This is a genomic window from Amycolatopsis aidingensis, assembly GCF_018885265.1.
GTDB classification, from domain to species: Bacteria; Actinomycetota; Actinomycetes; order Mycobacteriales; family Pseudonocardiaceae; genus Amycolatopsis; species Amycolatopsis aidingensis.
This window is the reverse complement of sequence record NZ_CP076538.1, coordinates 3,988,698-4,006,845: the sequence shown is the minus strand read 5'-3', so window position 1 is coordinate 4,006,845 and position 18,148 is coordinate 3,988,698. Positions and strand designations below refer to the sequence as shown.

The window sequence follows — 18,148 nt, the reverse complement described above, 5'->3', positions numbered from 1 at the left end:
GGCCTTCGATGAGTGCCACCGAACGGACGACGGAAGGCCGGCCGGACTGGGCGCCGCCGGTGCTGCGCGGCGAGCGGCTGGAGGCGGGGCTGCGCACCCTGGAGCTGGAGGTGCGCCGCAGGCTGGACGGGCTGCTGCAGGGCAACCACCTCGGGCTGGTGCCCGGACCGGGCTCGGAACCGGGGGAGGCGCGGCCGTACCAGCCCGGTGACGACGTGCGCAGGATGGACTGGGCGGTCACCGCGCGGACCACGGTTCCGCATATCCGGGAGACGGTGGCCGACCGGGAGCTGGAGACCTGGGTGGTCGCCGATCTGTCCGCCAGCCTGGACTTCGGCACCGCCACGTGCGAGAAGCGCGACCTGGTGGTCTGCGCCATCGCCGCGATCGCCTACCTGACCGGTGGCGGCGGGAACCGGCTCGGCGCGCTGGTCTCCACCGGCAGCGAGACCAGGCGGTACCCCGCCCGCGGCGGCCTCGCGCACGCCAGGAGCCTGGTGCGCAGGGTGGCCGAGATACCACGGGCGGCCGAGGGCGACCGGGGCGACCTCGCGGCCGCGATCGAGCAGCTGCGGCGGCCCCCGCGGCGCCGGGGCCTGGCGGTGGTGATCTCGGACTTCCTCGGGGACCTGGAGTGGCAGCGGCCGCTGCGCGCGCTCTCGGCCCGGCACGACCTGGTGTGCGTCGAGGTGCTGGACCCGCGGGATATCGACCTGCCCGAGGTCGGCACCGTGGTGCTCGCCGACCCGGAGACCGGGCGCCAGCGTGAGGTGCACGCCTCGGCGTTGCTGCGCAAGGAGTTCGCGGCCGCCGCGCACGCGCACCGCCAGCGGGTCGCGAGCGCGGTGCGCCAGGCGGGCGCGGGACATCTGGTGCTGCGTACCGACTCGGACTGGATCGCCGACACGGTCCGCTTCGTGGTGGCCCGCAAGCGCGGCTGGTCCGGGGGGATGTCGTGAGCCTGACCGGTTTCAGTTCGCCGTGGTGGTTCCTGCTGCTGTTGCTCGTGGCGGCGGTGGTGGTGGGCTACGTGCTGGTGCAGCGGGCCCGCCGTAAGCGCACGATGCGGTTCACCAACCTCGAGCTGCTGGAACGGGTCGCGCCGCGCAGCCAGGGCTGGAGCCGCCATGTGCCTGCCGCGCTGCTGATCGTGTCGCTGATCCTGCTCACCTTCGCGCTCGCGGGTCCGACCGCGGAGCAGAAGGTGCCGCGTAACCGCGCCACGGTGATGCTGGTGATCGACGTGTCGCTGTCCATGGAGGCCACCGATGTGGCGCCCACCAGGCTGGACGCGGCTCAGGACGCGGCCAAGACCTTCGCCGAGGGACTCACCCCCGGGGTCAACCTTGGGCTGATCTCCTTCGCGGGTACCGCCACCGTGCTGGTGGCTCCCACCACCGAGCGGGCAGGCGTGCTCAAGTCCATCGACAACCTGAAACTGGCGCAGTCCACCGCGACCGGGGAGGGCATCTTCGCCGCCCTGCAGTCCATCGAGGGGTTCTCCGCGGTGGTCGGCGGGGCCGAGGGGCCACCGCCGGCCCGGATCGTGCTGATGACCGACGGCAAACAGACCGTGCCCACGGACGACCCCTACGACCCACGCGGCGCCTACACCGCGGCGCAGCGGGCCAAGCAGGCCGGCGTGCCGGTCTCCACGATCTCCTTCGGCACCTCGCACGGGGTGGTGACCATCGAGGGCGACCCGCAGCCGGTCCCGGTGGACGACTCCTCCATGCGGGAGATCGCCCGGCTCTCCGGCGGCGACTTCTACAAGGCAGCCACGGCCGCGGAGCTGAAACAGGTGTACGCCAGTCTCGGTGAGCAGATCGGGTACGAGCTCAAGGAGGCCGACGCCAGCAGGCCGTGGGTGGTGCTGGCGACCATCGTGCTGATCGGCGCCGCGGGCAGCTCCCTGTTCCTCGGCCAGCGGCTGCCGTGATCACCGCGAGCGGCCGACCCCGGGGAAGTCGTGCTGGCGCCACGCCTCGTACACCGCGATCGCGGCGGAGTTGGCCAGGTTGAGCGAGCGCGAGGTGGGCAGCATCGGCAGGCACAGCCGGTCGGTCACCTCGGCCGCATGCTGCACCTCGCCCGGCAGGCCCACCGACTCGGGGCCGAACAGCAGCACGTCCCCCGGCGCGTAGGCCACCTCGGTGTAGCGGCGCCGAGCCCCGGTGGTGAAGGCGTACACGGTGGCGGGCAGCAGGGCCCGCCAGGCCGCGGTCAGGTCCGGATGCACCCGGACCTCGGCGAGGTCGTGATAGTCCAGCCCGGCGCGGCGCAGGTGACTGGCGCTGAGGGAGAACCCGAGCGGCTCGACCAGGTGCAGCTCGCAGCCGGTGTTGGCGGCCAGCCGGATGGCGTTTCCGGTGTTCGGCGGGATCTCCGGCTGGAAGAACACGATGCGGAACACCGGCCGTTCACCCGCCGTCCGCCGGGAGATGCGCGGCCAGCCTGTCCCTGATCGCGGCCGGGGGCCGGGTGGGTTCGAGGCCGGTGGTGCTCACCCAGACGTAGCGGTTACTCGCGGTGAGCACCAGCGCCTCGCCGCGGTGGATCTCGAAGCCGAGGGTGAACGAGGTGTTGCCGATGTGTTCCACCCGCACGGCCACGACCAGTTCCTCGTCGAACCGGCTGGCCGCGCGGTAGCGCAGGTTCGACTCTGCGACCACCATGTCCACCCCGGCGGCGGTCAGCGCGGCGTAGGAACCGAAGGCCGCCTTGCAGAACTCGAGGGACGCCATGTCCAGATAGGACAGGTAGTTGGCGTTGAACACGATGCCCTGCGGGTCGCACTCGTGGTAGCGCACCCGCAGCGGCATCCGCACCACCGGCTCCGGCGCCCGCTCACCCTGCTCGCTGCTCACCCGGCGACCGTAGATCACCCGCTCGGCCCGCGGCGAGCTGCCCCGGACCGAGCAGATAACCTCAGCGCGTCCGCAGTGCTGAAGACGAGGGGAGCTCGAAACGTGGGACGGTCGGTACTGGTCACCGGCGGGAACCGGGGTATCGGTCTGGCGATCGCCCGTGACCTCGCCGGTCAGGGGCACCGGGTGGCGGTGACCCATCGCGGGTCGGGCGCGCCGGAGGGCCTGCTCGGCGTGCAGGCCGACGTCACCGACAGCGAGCAGATCGATGCGGCCTTCAAGCAGGTCGAGGCGGAGCAGGGGCCGGTCGAGGTGCTGGTGTCCAATGCCGGGATCACCGACGACACGCTGCTGATGCGGATGAGCGAGGACCAGTTCACCTCCGTGGTGGACGCCAACCTGGCCGGGGCCTACCGGGTGGCCAAGCGGGCCTCGCGCGGCATGCTGCGGGCCAAGTGGGGCCGGTTCGTGTTCATCTCCTCGGTGGTGGCGCTGACCGGCTCGGCGGGGCAGGTGAACTACGCGGCGAGCAAGGCCGGCCTGATCGGGCTGGCCCGCTCATTGGCCAGGGAGCTTGGCTCGCGCAACATCACCGCGAACGTGGTCACCCCTGGCTTCGTGCGGACGGACATGACCGACGTGCTGACCGAGGACCAGAAGCGGGACGCGCTGGCCAGGATTCCGGCCGACCGGTACGCGGAGCCGGAGGAGATCGCCGCCGCGGTGCGCTACCTGGCCTCGGACGAGGCAGGCTACGTCAACGGTGCCGTGCTGCCGGTCGATGGCGGGCTCGGCATGGGTCACTGAACCAGGTTCCACCCCAACCAGCACTCTTCCCGAACTTCCGAAACGGAGGACAGGTGTCCGGTCTGCTCGAAGGCAAGAAACTGCTGATCACGGGCGTGATCACGGAGACGTCGATGGCGTTCAACGCCGCCAAGGTCGCGCAGGAGCAGGGCGCGACGGTGGTGCTCACCGGTTTCGGGCGGATGTCGCTGGTGGAGCGCATCGCCAAGCGGCTGCCGCAGCCCGCTCCGGTGGTGGAGCTGGACGTGCAGAACCAGGAGCACCTGGACACCCTCGCCGAACGGGTGCGCGAGCATGTGGACGGCCTGGACGGGGTGCTGCACGCGATCGCGTTCGCGCCGCAGTCCTGCCTCGGCGCGCCGTTCCTGGACGCGCCGTGGGAGGACGTGAGCACCGCGGTGCAGGTCTCGGCGTACTCCTTCAAGGCGCTCACCACGGCGGTGCTGCCGCTGCTGGGGCGCGGGGCCTCGATCGTCGGCCTGGACTTCGACGCCAGGGTGGCCTGGCCCGCGTACAACTGGATGGGTGTGTCCAAGGCCGCGCTGGAGTCGGTGAACCGCTACCTCGCGCGGGAACTGGGTGCGCACGGGGTCCGGGTGAACGTGATCTCCGCCGGGCCGGTGAAGACCATGGCCGCGAAGTCCATCCCCGGGTTCGAACAGCTGGAGAACAGCTGGGGTGACCGGGCGCCGCTGGGCTGGGACACCACGGACTCCACCCCGGTGGCGAAGTCCGTGTGTGCCCTGCTTTCCGACTGGCTGCCCGCCACCACCGGCTCGATGGTGTTCGTCGACGGTGGCGTGCACGCCGTCGGAATGTGACCGCCGTTCCTACGGGCGGGTGGCCTCGGCCACCCGCCAGCTGTCCTCGAACATCACGTACCGGGTGATCAGCCCGTCGTGCACGGTGAGGTCGAAGGCGAACGGGGACTCGATGACCCGCCCGGTCGCCCGTACCCGGCTGCGTAGCTCGCCGATGGCCACGGCATGCGGCCCGTCGGCGACGATCCGGTGCACCTCGAAACGGTCGGGTTCGAGGTAGTCCCCGAAGCGGGCGAAGAACTCGGCCGCCTCGGCCTTGCCGCTGCGCCGCCCGATCCAGGGCACGATCCCGGTGGCACCGGGGATGTCCCAGTGCACGGTGTCGGCGAGGTAGGCCACGGGGTCGCCGCTCGTCGCCGCCATCTCCTGGAAGAACGCGGCGACCAGCGCCCTGGTCTGCTCCGTCTGGGTGCGTTCCGACATGGTTTTTCCCTTCTCCTATGGTGTCAGTTGTCTGGCGGGGCGGCGGTGCAGTGCGGTGGCCAGCGCGATGCCGGTGAGGGCGAGCACGCCGAGCGCGATGCTCACCAAGGGGACGCTCCGGTAGCCGAGGCCGGCGTCCAGGGCGAGGCCGGCCAGCCAGGGCGCGGCCACGATGCCGGTGTTGAAGGCCGACACGTTGGTGGCGCCCGCCAGCGTGGGCGCGCCCTCTGCCAGGGCGAACACCCGGGTGTTCAGCGCCGGGTTGGTGAGGAACCCGGCGAAGCCGAGCAGGAAGACCCCGGCGACCGCGACCGGGGTGACCGAGCCCGCCAGCGCCAGTACCGCCAGCACCCCGATCGCCCCGGCGACACCGCAGGCCAGGGTGCGCAGTGGATGAGCGTCGGCGACCCGTCCGCCGAGGGTGATGCCCAGCAGGGCCCCCAGCCCGAACAGGCCGAGCGCCCCGGGGACCCATCCGGATGGCAGCCCGCTCAGCTCGGTCAGCAGCGGGGAGAGGTAGCTGAAGGTGCCGGTGATCATCGCGGTGGTGAACACGGTGATGCCCAGCGCCAGCCACAGCCGCGGCCGGGTGTACACCCGCAGCTCGGCGGAAAGGCGCGGCCGCTCGGCCCCGCTCGCCCTGGTCGCCGGGACCAGCAGCAGCACCCCGGCCAGCGCCAGCGCCGCCAGCAGGGCCACCGCCAGGAAGGCAGCCCGCCAGCCTGCGTGCTGGCCGAGGAACGTGCCCGCGGGAACGCCGAGCACGTTCGCCACGGTCAGCCCGCCCGCGAGCACGGCAAGGGCCGGCCCGCGCCGGTTACCGGGCACCAGGCTGATCGTGGTCACCGCGGCGACCGCCCAGAACCCGGCGCAGGCCAGGGCGGCCACGATCCGGGAGGCGAACAGCAGGCCGTAGGAGCTGGCCAGCGCGCCGGCCAGGTGGCTGACGGCGAAGATCGTGAGCATGCCGAGCAGGGTGAGCTTGCGCGGCAGCCGCAGGGTGGCCGCCGCGAGCAGCGGCGCGCCGACCAGCATCCCGACCGCGAAGGCGGAGATGAGCAGGCCCGCGTCCGGGATGCTGACCGCGAGATCGGCGGCGATGTCCGGCAGCAGGCCGGCGATCATGAACTCGGAGGTGCCGAGCGCGAAGATGCTCAGCCCCAGCACGTAGACGGCGAGTGGCACGCGTGCTCCTCTGCTGAGTTATGGAACGTTCAGTGCAAAATTAGGACAGGGTGAGCCAGGGTCCGGATCACGACCTGGTTGCCGAGCCGGCTCAGCGGAGGGTGGTGAGGGCGACCTCCAGCACGTTCTCCAGCGCGGCCCGGTCGGCTCCGCTGCGCGCCATCAGCCGCAGCCCGCCGACGGTGGAGTGGATGAACTGGGCCAGTGCCAGCGGGTCGGCCTTCCGGTCGATCTCGCCCTCGCGCTGGGCCCGCTGGATCGCCGCGCGCCAGGCCTCGATCAGCTGGTCGAAGTCGCGGCGCAGATCGGTGCTGATCTCGGCGTCCCTGCCGCCGAGTTCCACCACGGTGTTCACCGCGAGGCAGCCGCGTCGGCCATGCTCCAGTTCCTCCTCGATCAGCCGGGTGAGCAGTGTCCGCACCTTGGCCCGCACGGTCCCCGCTCCCTCGATCAGTTCCAGCTGGCGCTGGTGTGCCGTTTGCGAGTAGTGCCGCAGCGAGCGGCGGAACAGGGCGTGCTTGCTGGTGAAGGTGTTGTAGATGCTGCTGCGGCCGAGCCCGGTGGCCGCGCACAGCTGTTCGGTCGAGGTGCCCTCGTATCCGGAGTCCCAGAACGCGTGCATGGCTCGCTCGACTGCGTGCTGCTCGTCGAACTCGCGTGGCCGTGCCATGGGCCCACCCTAACAGGTATTGGATCAGTCAGTACAAAAAGCGGCCCCGGATCGTGGTGGGCACGGTCATGCCGGAAGATGGTTGCCGTGGGTGACATGGGCTATCAGGCATTGCTCTGGCTGTCCTTCGGCGGTCCGGAGGGGCCTGCGGACGTGCTGCCGTTCCTGGAGAACGTGACCAGGGGCAGGGGAGTGCCGCCGGAGCGGCTGGCCGAGGTGGCCGAGCACTATCACCACTTCGGCGGCGTCTCGCCGATCAACCAGCTGAACCGGGACGCGATCAGCGCGGTGGAGAAGGAACTTGCCGCGCAGGGGATCGATCTGCCGGTGTACTTCGGCAACCGGAACTGGCATCCGATGGTGGAGGACACCCTGGCGCGGATGACCTCGGACGGGGTGCGTTCCGCGCTGGTGTTCCCGACCAGTGCCTACGGCGGCTACTCCGCGTGCCGCCAGTACGACGAGGACATCGCCAGGGCACGGGCCGCGGTCGGGGCGGAGGCGCCGCGGCTGACCAAGTTGCGGCAGTTCTTCGATCACCCGCTGTTCATCGGTTCCTTCGCCGATGCGGTGCGGGCGGCGCACGCCGAACTGGGGCATCCGGGCGGCACCCGGACGGTGTTCGTGGCGCATTCGGTGCCGGAGAGCGCGGATCGGGCCGCGGGTCCGCCCGAGGAGGGCGGGCGGCGTTACTCCCGGCAGGTCGCCGAGGCCGCCCGGCTGGTGGCCGCGGAGGCCGGGCTGGAGCGTCACGACCTGGTGTGGCAGTCCCGGTCCGGGCCCCCGCAGGTGCCCTGGCTGGAGCCGGACATCGTGGACCACATCGACGCGCTGCACGCCGAGGGTGTGGGGTCGGTGGTGGTGTGCCCGGTGGGGTTCGTCTCCGATCACCTCGAGGTGATCTGGGACCTGGACAACGAGGCGGCCGAACGGGCGGCCGAACTCGGCATGGGCTTCGCCAGGGCGGCCACGCCCAACTCCGACCGCCGGTTCGCCGAGCTGGTGGTCGAGCTGGTCCGGGAACACCTCGCGGGCGTCCCGGTGCGCAAGCTCTCCGGGTTCCCGATGGCCGGCTGCACGGTGGACGGCGCCCCCTGCGCGCCCCGCTGCTGCGAGCAGCCCACCCGCCCGCGCTAGCCGTATAACGCCCTATACCCCTCCGCTGTGAGTGGCCCTTTTCCTGCAGTTTTCGCAGCGAACGGGCAACTCACAGCAAAGACGGGAGGTCAGGGGTGCCGGTCGGCGTAGTCGGTGAGCACCCGGACGGCCTCGGCCACGGCGGCGACGCGGGCGGTGCGGACCGCGTCGGACAGCGGCCGTAGCGCCTCGGCGCGCCGGTCCGCCGCGGAGGCCGAGACGGCGCTGCCGGGTTCGTCGGTCAGCGCCAGCGCCAGGATCGCGCCCACCTCGTCGGCACGCTGCAGCACCCGCAGCGCCCGCCCCGGGGTCCCGCGCGGCCAGTCCGGCCGGGGCGCGGATCGCAGGCGCGCGGACAGCTCGTCCCGCACCCCCGGCCGTTCCCTGGCCACCTCCATCTCCTGCAGGGCACCCGCGCTGGTGCGTACCGCGTCGGTGAGCGCGTTCTCGGCCTCCCCGAGGCCGACGGACTCGGCGGGCACCGGCACGGCCAGCGGATACACGGTCCACCGCAGCAGGCCCTCGGCGATCGGCTGCGGCACCACGCCATAGCCGATCCCGGGGAATGTGGCGGCCTCGCCGGTGCGCAGGGCGGCCTCGGCGAGCGGGCCGCCGCCACCGAGGCCGCGCACGTCACCGGGAACGGGAAGGACCAGCCGCGCGTCCTGCGCCTTCAGCCTGCGCAGCGCGGTCAGCAGGGCAGCGGGCTGGGCAGGCACCGAGCCGGTCAACGGGATGGCGAACGCCTCGGCCGTGCCGGGATCGGCGGCGACGACCTCATGCGCCTCACCCCACGCCTGTAGCGCGTCGAGGGCGTCGTCGGATGCCGCGGCACCGTGCAGCCATGCCGCGCACCACACCGCGAAAGTCGCACTGGGACAGCACACAGCGACCCACACTACGGGTTCCTGCGCCCGGGACGCACCCACCGCTGGAGCAGCTCCACATCGACGGGCGCGACGGCGATGAGTAGCGTCGGCGTGGTGAACGTCCCCGCACCCGCACATCTGCCCCGCACCGTGGGACAACTGCGCGCCGAGGGCTACCGGCCGCGCGGTGTCAAGACCGAGATCCACGACAATCTGCTCGCCGCGCTGCGGGCGGGCCGCGACCCGTGGCCCGGCATCCTCGGCTTCTCCGGCACGGTGCTGCCCCAGCTCGAGCGGGCCCTGCTCGCCGCGCACGACGTGGTGCTGCTCGGCGAACGCGGCCAGGGCAAGACCCGCCTGCTACGCACCCTGGCCGGGCTGCTGGACGAGTGGACCCCGATGATCGAGGGCTCCGAGCTTGCCGAGCACCCGCTGCGCCCGATCACACCCGCCGCCCAGCGCCGGGCCACCGAGCTCGGCGACGAGCTTCCGGTGAGCTGGCTGCACCGCAGCCTGCGCTACACCGAGAAGCTGGCCACCCCGGACACCTCGGTGGGCGACCTGATCGGCGATGTGGACCCGGTGAAGGTGGCCGAGGGACGTAGCCTCGGCGACCCCGAGACCATCCACTTCGGACTCGTGCCTCGGGCACACCGGGGCATCGTGGCGATCAACGAGCTGCCCGACCTCGCCGAGCGGATCCAGGTCGCGTTGCTGAACGTGATGGAGGAGCGCGATATCCAGGTCCGCGGCTACACCCTGCGGCTACCGCTGGACGTACTGCTGGTGGCCACCGCCAACCCCGAGGACTACACCAACCGCGGGCGGATCATCACCCCGCTCAAGGACCGGTTCGGCGCGGAGATCCGCACGCACTACCCGCTGGACGTCCCCGCCGAGGTTGGCGTGGTGCGGCAGGAGGCCGAGCTGGTCGCCGAGGTCGGCGACCCGTTGCTGGAGGTGCTGGCCCGGTTCGTGCGCAACCTGCGCGAGTCGAACGTGATCGACCAGCGTTCCGGGGTCTCGGCCCGGTTCGCCGTGGCCGCAGCCGAGACGGTCGCGGCCGCGGCGCTGCGCCGTTCCGCGCTGACCGGTGAGGAGCCCGCGGTGGCCCGGCCGGTGGACCTGGACGCGGTTCCGGTGGTGCTGCGCGGAAAGCTGGAGTTCGAGCCGGGGGAGGAGGGCAGGGAGACCGAGCACCTGGTGCACCTGCTGCGCCGGGCGGTGGCGGAGACCGCGCGGGAGCGCTTCGCCGGGCTCGACCTGGAGCCGCTCAGCCACGCCGTCGCCGACGGCCATCTGGTGGCCACCGGGGACCGGGTGCCCGGCAAGGAGGTGCTGGCGGCCCTGCCCGAGCTGCCGGTGCTGCACGAGGTCGCCCAGCGCGCCGGGGTCGGCTCGACCGAGCCGCCCGGCCGGATCGCCGCCGCGGTGGAGCTGGCCCTCGAGTCGCTCTACCTCGCCCGCAGGCTGGCCAAGGACGCCGACGACAACACCACGGTGTACGGGCCATGACCTACTCCTACGGGCCGTGGCACGAGGGTCCTGACCCGCTCGCGCCACCCGCCGACCTGCGTGATGCGCTGGACGAGATCGGCCAGGACGTCATGGCGGGTGCCTCGCCCCGATCCGCGCTGGAGGAGCTGCTGCGCCGGGGCACCGCGAGCACCCCTGGTCTGGACGAGCTGACCCGGCGGCTGTGGCAGCGGCGCGCGGAGATCCAGCGCAGGCACCGGCTGGACGGCACCCTGCGGGAGGTGCAGCGGCTGCTGGCGGACGCGCTGCGGTCCGAACGGGAGGCGCTGGCAGCCGATCCGGGGGAGGAAGCCCGGTTCCGGGAGGCACAACTGGACCTGCTGCCCACCGGCACCGCCGCCGCGGTTGCCGAACTCGGCGAGTACGAGTGGACCTCGCCGCAGGCGGCCGAGGACTACCAGCGCATCCGGCAACTGCTCGGCAGGGAACTGCTGGACTCCCGGTTTCAGGGTATGAAGGAGGCACTGGCCGGGACCACCGGGCAGGACGTCGAGCGGGTCCAGGCGATGCTGGCCGACCTGAACGCCCTGCTGTCCGCGCACGCGCGGGGCTTCGCCGACATCGAGGAGCGCTTTGCCGAGTTCATGCGGCGGCACGGCGAGTTCTTCCCGGAGAACCCATCCAGTATCGACGAGCTGATCGACGTGCTGGCCGCCCGCGCCGCGGCGGCGCAGCGGATGCTGAACTCGATGACCCCCGAGCAGCGCGCGGAGCTGGCCGAGCTGTCCCAGCAGGCCTTCGGTGACCCCAGGCTGGCGCAGCAACTGTCCAGATTGGACGAACAGCTGCGCGGGCTGCGCCCAGGGGAGGACTGGACCTCGGCGGGCCGGTTCCGCGGGGAGGACCCGCTCGGCCTCGGCGAGGGTGCGCAGGCCATGGCCGACCTCGCCGAACTGGACGCGCTCGCCGAGCAGCTGTCCCAGTCCTATCCGGGCGCCAGGCTGGAGGACATCGACATCGAGGCGCTGCGCAGGCAGCTGGGCGAGGAGTCCGGTGTGGACGCCCAGCGGCTCGCCCAGCTGGAGCGCGAGCTGCGCGCGCAGGGCATGTTCGAGCGGGCGCAGGACGGCTCGCTGCGGCTGTCCCCGAAGGCACTGCGCAGGCTGGCGGAGACCGCGCTGAAGGACGTGGTCCGCTCGCTGCGCGGGCGCACCGGGGAACGGGACACCTCCTCGGCCGGCGCGGCGGGGGAGCCCAGCGGGTCCAGCAGGCCATGGCGGTTCGGGGACACCCAGCCCTGGGACGTGCCGCGTACCGTGCGCAACGCGGTGCTGCGCACGGCCTCCGGCGGCAGCGGTGGCGCGGTGCGGCTGGATGTCGCGGATGTGGAGGTGGCCGAGACCGAGCACAGAGCCCGCGCCGCGGTCGCGCTGTGCGTGGACACCTCCTGGTCGATGGTGCAGGAGGGCAGGTGGCTGCCGATGAAGCGGACCGCGCTGGCCCTGCGGCAGCTCATCGCCACCCGGTTCCGCAACGACGCGCTGGAGCTGATCACCTTCGGCAGGTACGCGGCGCCGGTGGAGCTGGCCGAACTGGTCGGTATGGAGGGCACCTGGGAGCAGGGCACGAACGCGCAGCACGCGCTGCTGCTGGCGGCCAGGCACCTGCGCAGGCATCCGGACGCGCAGCCGGTCGTGCTGCTGGTGACCGACGGCGAGCCCACCGCGCATCTGGAGTCCGACGGTACCGCGGTGTTCGACTATCCGCCCGCGCCGCGCACCCTGGCCAAGACTCTGTCCGAAGTGGACCGTCTGGCCAAGTTGGGTGCGGCACTGACGGTGTTCCGGCTCGGCGAGGACCCGCGGCTGACCGAGTTCGTCGAGCTGCTGGCCCGCCGCGCGGGCGGCAGGGTGGTGGCGCCGGACCTGGATGGGCTCGGCGCCGCGGTGGTCGGCGACTACCTGCGCTCGCGTGGCCCGTTCTCCGGCGGGAGCTGGTAGGACCGGGCGTGCTCGACATCCAGCACGCCCGGTACGTCCAGTAACGCGGCCACGGCACCGGCCCGGATCATGCCGGTCACCATGCCCAGCGGTGCCAGCACCTCACGCACCGTCAGTCCCGTCGCGCGCAGCTCCGTCACCACCTGGTCGAGGCGGGCCACGCCCTCCTCGGTGACCGAAACGATCACCTCGTGTTCCGCCTCCACCCGTGGCCTCCCGCCGCGATATCAGCCCCCCGAACCGGGGGCACGCACGAGTCCAGCACCGACGTCGGTGGAAGGCAAGGCAGAGCGGTGCGCGGTCTGGCTCAGCCGGGCCCACAGCTCCAGCCCGCCCGCGCCATACCGTTGCGCGAGCAGGGCGGCGACCCCGGAGACATGCGGGGTCGCCATGCTGGTGCCGCTGATCGTGCGCTGGCGGTCCGGCATCGGCCAGCTCGAGTACACCTCGACCCCGGGGCCGATCAGGTCGACCGCGCCGGCCGGGTCGACGGTGCCGCAGGAGAAGTCCGCGATCGCGTCCTGCATGTCCACGGCGCCGACCGCCAGGATGGACGGGCAGTTCGCCGGATGCCCGACCGGGGCGATATGGCCCTGCGCCCGCTTGCTGTCGTTGCCAGCGGCCGCCACGATCAGCGTGCCGCGCTGCAGCGCGCGCCGGGCCGCCCGCTCGAAAACGGGGGAGTGCGGGTCGCCGGGCTGGGTCGGCGCGCCCAGCGACATGGACACCACCGTGCAGCCGTGCGCGATCGCCCAGGAGATCCCGGCCAGGATGCCACCGTCGGTGCCGGAACCCGCGTTGCTGAGCACCTTGCCCGCGTAGATCTCGGACTCGTGGGCAACGCCGTAGCCCGGCCCCTCGGCGGGCTCGCGCGGGCCGCAGGCAGTGCCGATGCAGTGCGTGCCGTGCCCATGCCCGTCCGCGATGTCCTCGCCCGGGATGAAGGACCTGGTCACCACGGTGCGGCCGGCGAAGTCGGGGTGTTCCAGGTCGAAACCGGTGTCGAGCACCGCGACCCGGACTCCGGCCCCGGTGGCGTCACTCTCGGGCACCCCGATCGCCTGCAGCCCCCAGGTGAGGGTGCTCTCGTCCACCCCGGCCTGCTCGGCCGCCGGTGCGGCCGGGGAGATCGCGTGCACCGTGCGCTCCGGCTCCACCCTCGCGATCGGCCCGCGTTCCCTGCTCGCCCGGTCCAGTGCCGCCACCTGATCGGGAGCCGCGGTGACCAGGACGACGCCGAGGTCGTACAGCAGCACGCCGTCCACCTCGGTGCTCAGGTCGCCCAGGGTGGTTCCGGCCAGGTCCGCCGTGTTGGTGGCCCGGAGTCCGGCCACATCGGCCATCGTGCGAATACCCGCGTCACCGGAGTGATCCTCCAGCAGAACCAGATACCGGCCGCTCGTCGTGCCGTCAGCCGCCTCGGTCATCGGGCCACCTTCTTCGTCTCGGGGATCGGAGTGCACCTCCAGCATCGCCCCGAAGCGCCGAACTGTAACCTAGATCACATTACTATTACATCACGAATAGCTACCGAGGGTCAGCGTGAGGTGACGAGAACCCGTGCGCCGCGGCTCGGCACCAGGGTGATGTGCCGTGGCCTGGGATGCTCCGGGCGCTGGCGGTCGGGTGCCAGCCGGTAGCGGGTGAGCACCGCGCGGAGCACCACGACGGCCTCCATCAGCGAGAAGCCCGCGCCGAGACACCGCCGCACGCCGCCGCCGAACGGCAGCCAGCTGCTGGTCGGCGTCCCTTCCCCGAGGAAGCGCTCCGGCCGGAACAGGTGCGGCTGGTCGTGCCGGTCCGGGTCGGCGTGCACCAGTGCGATCGAGGGCAGCACGGTGTACCCGGCCGGGATGCGGTATCCGCCGAGCCGCACCTCCGTGGTGAGCTTGCGGGCAACCTCGGTGAGCACCGGATGCAGCCGCATCGACTCCTTGGCGACCGCCTCCAGGTAGCGGTCCCCTTCCGCACCCGGATCGGCGGCCGCCTCGGCGGCCGTGGCCTGCCGGGAAGGGTCGCGGGCCAGCTCGTGGAAGGCCCAGGCCAGTGCCGTCGCGGTGGTTTCGTGCCCGGCCAGCAGCAGGGTGACGAGCTGGTCGCGCAGCTCGGCTTCGGACAGTCGTTCACCCTCCGCAGGCACCGTGAGCAGGCGGGAGAGCACGTCCGCGCGGGAGTCGAGGTCGGCGGCCAGCCTGCGCTCGGCGATCTCGGCGTAGAGCAGCTCGTCGACCCGCCGCTGGTTCTCGGCGAACCGGCGCCACGGGCCGATCCGGCGCAGACCGGGGTTGTACCAGCCGAGCATGTCCAGCGGCCCGATCTCGAGCAGTCTGGCCAGCCGGGTGCGCAGCTCGTCAAGGCGGGCGCCGGCGTGCACGCCGAAGACCACCCGCAGGATCACCTCGAGGGTGAGCGTCCGCATGCTGTGGTGGGTGCCCACCGGCCTGCCGGTGGGCCAGCGCCGCACCTCCGCCTCGGCGAGCTCGCCGACCAGTTCCCGGTAACCGCGCAGGGCGGCGCCGTGGAAGGCCGGCATGAGCAACTTGCGGGCGCGCAGGTGCACCTGCTCGTCGGTGAGCAGCACGGAGTGCTCACCCATCACCGGGCCGAGCGCCATATTGCCCTCGCCGGCGTGGAACACGGTGCTGGAACCGGTGAACACCGCGCGAATATCGTCCATATTGGATAGTGAGACCACGTGCCCTTCCGGGTAGATGTGCATCCGGAACACCTCGCCGTACCGGCGGCGCAGCCTGGGCAGCCAGTGGTGCCGGAGCATGCCGAACAGGACGGTCTGGACGGGCATCGGCAGGCGCGGGCCCGGGGGCGGGCGCAGGGTGGTGGGTGTGGCGGTGTCCGTGGTCATCTGGCCTGCCTCTCGACGAAGAAGCCGAATTCATACGCCTGTATAAATTTATCCGGACGTCTACCTGTCGTGTCAAGCGTCACCATGGGCGGACGTCTATCCTGGCTCGGTGGGCCATCGGGAAGATCTGCTCGCGGCGGCACGCCGGCTACTGGAGGACAAGGGATACGCGCACATCACGGCCCGCGATCTGGTGGCGGCCTCCGGAACGAACCTGCGTTCGATCGGGTATCACTTCGGCTCCAAGGCGGGCCTGCTGAACGAGGCGATCGGCCAGGTACTCGAGGAGTGGACCGAGCAGCTGGCGCAGGTCGCCATGGCCGATCCGCACGCCTCGCCCGCCGAGCGCGGGCTGCTCGCCTGGAAGGTGATGCTGGAGAACCTGTCCAGCAAGCGGGCGCTGCTGTTGTCCTATATCGAGGCGCTGGCGCAGGCCGAGCGCACGCCCTCGCTGCGGGAGCAGTTCACCGAGCAGTACCGGCGGCTGCGGGTGCGGGTGGCGGAGCTGGTGGCCGAGTCTGTCGGCGGGGGTGCCCGCCCTGAGGACAGCCGGTGCGTGACGATCGCCAGTCTGGTGATCGCGGTCTGTGACGGGCTGTCGGTGCAGTGGCTGCTCGAGCCCGCCGCCTCGCCGAGCGGGGCCGACCTGGACGAGGGGCTGGGCTTGCTGTGGTCCACCTCGTTCACCGGTGGGGGGCCGGCCGGGAGTTGACCCTCACGTAGCGGGAGGCCGCAGCCTGGACCGGTACGGGCGCCGCGGAGACGGCGGCGCCGAGGGAAGGGAGAACCGTGAGCTACTCGGTCGGCGCGGTCGCCGAACTCGCCGGTGTCACCGTGCGCACGCTGCACCACTACGACGAGATCGGGCTGCTCTCGCCGGGCGATCGCAGCACCGCTGGGTACCGGCGCTACGGCGAGGCGGACCTGGACCGGCTGCAGCGCATCCTGCTGTACCGGGAGCTCGGGTTCTCCCTGGAGGCGATCGCGGCCGTGATCGACGACCCTGACCAGGACGCGATCGGGCAGCTGCGCAGGCAGCGGGACCTGCTGCTGCGGCGGATCGAGCAGTTGCGGCGCATGGTCGCCTCCGTCGAACAGGTACTGGAGGCCAAGGAAATGGGCAACGCGCTGACCCCGGAGGAGAAGTTCGAGATCTTCGGCGGGCACACCGAGCCACCCGGCTACGCGGAGGAGGCCGCGCGCCGCTGGGGGCACACCAAGCAGTGGCGGGCCGCGCAGGAGCGGGTCGCCGGCGTCGGTAAAGAGGAGTGGCAGCTGGCCGAGGACAGGCGGCGGGAGTGGGTGACGAAACTGGTCACGGTCCTGGACTCCGGTGCGGCCGCGGACAGCGTGGCCGCCATGGACCTCGCCGAGGAGCATCGCCGGATGCTGGCGGAGTTCATGGGGGAGTGCGGATACCAGCTGCACCAGCAGATCACCGAACTGTACGTCACCGAGCCGGTGCAGCTCGGCTTCCTGGTGCGCGAGCCGGACCAGCGCCCCGGCATGGCCGAGTTCATCCGCGACGCCGCCGCAGCCAACGCCACCCGCCACCCCTGACTGCTGTGAGTGGCCCGTTCACTGCGAAATTTCGCAGTGAACGGGCCACTCACAGTGGAGATCCCACCGGGTGGGCGTCGGGGCGAGGAATGCGCTTAGTGTGGGTGGTATGCAAAGTTGGTCATCGGTTGCCCTGCCCCGTGTACCCGGGACGCCCCGCCCGCTTCGGCTATACGACACCTCGAGTGGACAGCTGCGACCGACGGCCCCCGGTCGCGTGGCGAAGATGTACGTCTGCGGGATCACCCCCTACGACGCGACCCATCTCGGCCACGCGGCCACCTATCTCGCCTTCGACCTGGTGCACCGGCTGTGGCTGGACGCCGGGCACGAGGTGCACTACGTGCAGAACGTCACGGATATCGACGACCCGCTACTGGAGCGTGCCGAACGGGACCAGGACGACTGGATCGTGCTCGGCATGCGGGAGACCGCGTTGTTCCGGGAGGACATGGAGGCGCTGCGGGTGCTGCCGCCGCGGGAGTTCGTCGGCGCGGTGGAGTGTATGCCGGAGACCGTCGAGGTGATCGGGAAGCTGCTCGCCAACGGGGCCGCCTACCGGGCGGACGACCCGGAGTTCCCGGACATCTACTTCGACCGTACCGCGACCCCGAACTTCGGCTACGAGTCCAACTACGACGCCGAGACCATGGCGGCCCTGTTCGCGGAACGGGGCGGCGACCCGGACCGGCCGGGCAAGCGGGACCCGATGGACGCGCTGCTGTGGCGGGCCGCGCGGCCGGGGGAGCCGCGGTGGGACTCCGAACTCGGCCCTGGCAGGCCCGGCTGGCACATCGAGTGCAGCGCGATCGCGGTGAACCGGCTCGGCATGGGATTCGACGTGCAGGGCGGCGGCTCGGACCTGGCCTTCCCGCACCACGAGTTCAGCGCCGCGCACGCCGAGGCGTTGTGTGAGCAGCACCCCTTCGCCCGGCACTACGTGCACGCCGGAATGATCGGCCTGGACGGGGCGAAGATGTCGAAGTCCAAGGGCAACCTGGTGTTCGTGTCCCGGTTGCGGGCCGACGGGGTGGAGCCCGCCGCGATCCGGCTGGGGCTGCTGGCCGGGCACTACCGCGGCGACCGGTCCTGGACCGAGGAGCTGCTCGAGCAGGCGCAGGCGCGGCTCGCCCGCTGGCGCGAGGCGGTGGCGCTGCCCGCGGGGCCCGCCGCCGAGGACACCGTGGTCCGGCTGCGTGACCACCTCGCCGACGACCTGGACACCCCGAAGGCGCTGGCCGCGGTCGATGCCTGGGTCGAGGACGCGCTTCGCCACGGCGGCACCGAGGAGGTCGCGCCCGCACTGGTCCGGGACGCCGCGGACGCGCTGCTCGGGATCCGGCTGTAGGGGCGCGATAACCGCGGGCTATCCGCGATCGTAATGGCACACCCTGCGTTCGGCGCTGGGCGCAATGGACTGGACCAGTCAGGCTGGTGGGATCGCTGTCCCTGCCAAGCGGAGGTCTGTCC

The 18,148-nt window shown here is 71.9% G+C and carries 19 protein-coding genes; 10 read left to right on the top strand and 9 right to left on the bottom strand.

Annotated elements, in window-relative coordinates; all coding sequences use genetic code 11:
* The first annotated feature begins 8 nt into the window (after positions 1-8).
* A complete protein-coding gene (locus tag KOI47_RS18395) occupies positions 9-959 on the top strand; it encodes a DUF58 domain-containing protein (protein WP_216204878.1) in 951 nt (316 codons plus the stop codon).
* Positions 956-1,939, top strand: coding sequence for a VWA domain-containing protein (locus KOI47_RS18390; protein ID WP_216204875.1), 984 nt, complete (start codon positions 956-958; stop codon positions 1,937-1,939). The genes KOI47_RS18395 and KOI47_RS18390 overlap by 4 nt, the downstream gene beginning before the upstream one ends.
* On the opposite strand, the gene KOI47_RS18385 is transcribed toward KOI47_RS18390, so the two are convergent.
* Together KOI47_RS18385 and KOI47_RS18380 are read right to left on the bottom strand one after the other, a co-directional pair.
* Positions 1,940-2,413, bottom strand: coding sequence for a tRNA (cytidine(34)-2'-O)-methyltransferase (locus tag KOI47_RS18385; RefSeq protein ID WP_216204871.1), 474 nt, complete (start codon positions 2,411-2,413; stop codon positions 1,940-1,942).
* 7 nt (positions 2,414-2,420) lie between these two features.
* On the bottom strand, positions 2,421-2,822 hold the full coding sequence (locus tag KOI47_RS18380; protein WP_216217383.1) for an acyl-CoA thioesterase: 402 nt from the start codon (positions 2,820-2,822) through the stop codon (positions 2,421-2,423).
* A 147-nt stretch (positions 2,823-2,969) separates the two neighbouring features.
* Between KOI47_RS18380 and fabG the strand changes: the two genes are divergently transcribed.
* Together fabG and fabI are read left to right on the top strand one after the other, a co-directional pair.
* Positions 2,970-3,674, top strand: coding sequence for a beta-ketoacyl-ACP reductase (fabG, locus tag KOI47_RS18375; RefSeq protein WP_216204867.1), 705 nt, complete (start codon positions 2,970-2,972; stop codon positions 3,672-3,674).
* A 53-nt stretch (positions 3,675-3,727) separates the two neighbouring features.
* Positions 3,728-4,495: an enoyl-ACP reductase FabI gene (fabI, locus tag KOI47_RS18370; protein WP_216204865.1), complete on the top strand. Its 768-nt coding sequence runs from the start codon at positions 3,728-3,730 to the stop codon at positions 4,493-4,495.
* 9 nt (positions 4,496-4,504) lie between these two features.
* Here fabI and KOI47_RS18365 read toward each other — a convergent pair whose 3' ends face one another.
* From KOI47_RS18365 to KOI47_RS18355, 3 genes are all read right to left on the bottom strand, one after another.
* On the bottom strand, positions 4,505-4,918 hold the full coding sequence (locus KOI47_RS18365) for a nuclear transport factor 2 family protein (RefSeq protein ID WP_216204863.1): 414 nt from the start codon (positions 4,916-4,918) through the stop codon (positions 4,505-4,507).
* Between the two features lie 15 nt (positions 4,919-4,933).
* On the bottom strand, positions 4,934-6,103 hold the full coding sequence (locus KOI47_RS18360) for a Cmx/CmrA family chloramphenicol efflux MFS transporter (RefSeq protein ID WP_216204860.1): 1,170 nt from the start codon (positions 6,101-6,103) through the stop codon (positions 4,934-4,936).
* Positions 6,104-6,194: 91 nt separating this feature from the next.
* Positions 6,195-6,773, bottom strand: coding sequence for a TetR/AcrR family transcriptional regulator (locus KOI47_RS18355; protein WP_216204858.1), 579 nt, complete (start codon positions 6,771-6,773; stop codon positions 6,195-6,197).
* 96 nt (positions 6,774-6,869) lie between these two features.
* On the opposite strand from KOI47_RS18355, the gene KOI47_RS18350 reads away from it, so the two are divergent.
* Positions 6,870-7,910, top strand: a complete 1,041-nt coding sequence (locus tag KOI47_RS18350) for a ferrochelatase (protein WP_216217382.1) — start codon at positions 6,870-6,872, stop codon at positions 7,908-7,910.
* Between the two features lie 89 nt (positions 7,911-7,999).
* Here the strand turns inward: KOI47_RS18350 and KOI47_RS18345 are convergent, their stop codons facing one another.
* Positions 8,000-8,797: a hypothetical protein gene (locus tag KOI47_RS18345; RefSeq protein WP_216217381.1), complete on the bottom strand. Its 798-nt coding sequence runs from the start codon at positions 8,795-8,797 to the stop codon at positions 8,000-8,002.
* A gap of 96 nt (positions 8,798-8,893) precedes the next feature.
* Here KOI47_RS18345 and KOI47_RS18340 point away from each other — a divergent pair, with 96 nt between their 5' ends.
* Both KOI47_RS18340 and KOI47_RS18335 read left to right on the top strand, forming a co-directional pair.
* Entirely contained in the window at positions 8,894-10,294 is a 1,401-nt protein-coding gene (locus KOI47_RS18340) for an ATP-binding protein (protein WP_232376094.1), read from the top strand.
* Complete coding sequence (locus tag KOI47_RS18335; protein WP_216204852.1) at positions 10,291-12,255, top strand: vWA domain-containing protein; 1,965 nt, start codon at positions 10,291-10,293, stop codon at positions 12,253-12,255. Before KOI47_RS18340 ends, KOI47_RS18335 begins: the two co-directional genes overlap by 4 nt.
* On the opposite strand, the gene KOI47_RS18330 is transcribed toward KOI47_RS18335, so the two are convergent.
* The 3 genes from KOI47_RS18330 to KOI47_RS18320 form a co-directional block, all read right to left on the bottom strand.
* A complete protein-coding gene (locus KOI47_RS18330; protein WP_216204850.1) occupies positions 12,213-12,461 on the bottom strand; it encodes a hypothetical protein in 249 nt (82 codons plus the stop codon). The genes KOI47_RS18335 and KOI47_RS18330 overlap by 43 nt on opposite strands.
* A gap of 21 nt (positions 12,462-12,482) precedes the next feature.
* Positions 12,483-13,682, bottom strand: coding sequence for a S8 family serine peptidase (locus KOI47_RS18325; RefSeq protein ID WP_216204847.1), 1,200 nt, complete (start codon positions 13,680-13,682; stop codon positions 12,483-12,485).
* 110 nt (positions 13,683-13,792) lie between these two features.
* Entirely contained in the window at positions 13,793-15,118 is a 1,326-nt protein-coding gene (locus KOI47_RS18320) for a cytochrome P450 (protein ID WP_216204843.1), read from the bottom strand.
* 109 nt (positions 15,119-15,227) lie between these two features.
* Here KOI47_RS18320 and KOI47_RS18315 point away from each other — a divergent pair, with 109 nt between their 5' ends.
* The 3 genes from KOI47_RS18315 to mshC all read left to right on the top strand — a co-directional run bounded on the left by KOI47_RS18315 (position 15,228) and on the right by mshC (position 18,026).
* The gene (locus tag KOI47_RS18315; protein WP_216204840.1) at positions 15,228-15,830 is read left to right on the top strand and encodes a TetR/AcrR family transcriptional regulator; all 603 of its coding nucleotides are present in this window, start codon (positions 15,228-15,230) and stop codon (positions 15,828-15,830) included.
* A 77-nt stretch (positions 15,831-15,907) separates the two neighbouring features.
* Positions 15,908-16,678 carry a MerR family transcriptional regulator gene (locus KOI47_RS18310; RefSeq protein WP_216204837.1) on the top strand — a complete coding sequence of 257 codons (771 nt, stop codon included), beginning with the start codon at positions 15,908-15,910 and terminating at the stop codon, positions 16,676-16,678.
* 109 nt (positions 16,679-16,787) lie between these two features.
* On the top strand, positions 16,788-18,026 hold the full coding sequence (mshC, locus tag KOI47_RS18305) for a cysteine--1-D-myo-inosityl 2-amino-2-deoxy-alpha-D-glucopyranoside ligase (RefSeq protein WP_216204833.1): 1,239 nt from the start codon (positions 16,788-16,790) through the stop codon (positions 18,024-18,026).
* Positions 18,027-18,148: the final 122 nt, after the last annotated feature.

Coding starts and splice junctions, on each gene's coding strand:
- KOI47_RS18395 (WP_216204878.1), top strand. CDS start 9: ATGAGTGCCACCGAACGGACGACGGAAGGCCGGCCGGACTGGGCGCCG.
- KOI47_RS18380 (WP_216217383.1), bottom strand. CDS start 2,822: ATGCCGCTGCGGGTGCGCTACCACGAGTGCGACCCGCAGGGCATCGTG.
- KOI47_RS18365 (WP_216204863.1), bottom strand. CDS start 4,918: ATGTCGGAACGCACCCAGACGGAGCAGACCAGGGCGCTGGTCGCCGCG.
- KOI47_RS18355 (WP_216204858.1), bottom strand. CDS start 6,773: ATGGCACGGCCACGCGAGTTCGACGAGCAGCACGCAGTCGAGCGAGCC.
- KOI47_RS18350 (WP_216217382.1), top strand. CDS start 6,870: ATGGGCTATCAGGCATTGCTCTGGCTGTCCTTCGGCGGTCCGGAGGGG.
- KOI47_RS18335 (WP_216204852.1), top strand. CDS start 10,291: ATGACCTACTCCTACGGGCCGTGGCACGAGGGTCCTGACCCGCTCGCG.
- KOI47_RS18325 (WP_216204847.1), bottom strand. CDS start 13,682: ATGACCGAGGCGGCTGACGGCACGACGAGCGGCCGGTATCTGGTTCTG.
- KOI47_RS18320 (WP_216204843.1), bottom strand. CDS start 15,118: ATGACCACGGACACCGCCACACCCACCACCCTGCGCCCGCCCCCGGGC.
- mshC (WP_216204833.1), top strand. CDS start 16,788: ATGCAAAGTTGGTCATCGGTTGCCCTGCCCCGTGTACCCGGGACGCCC.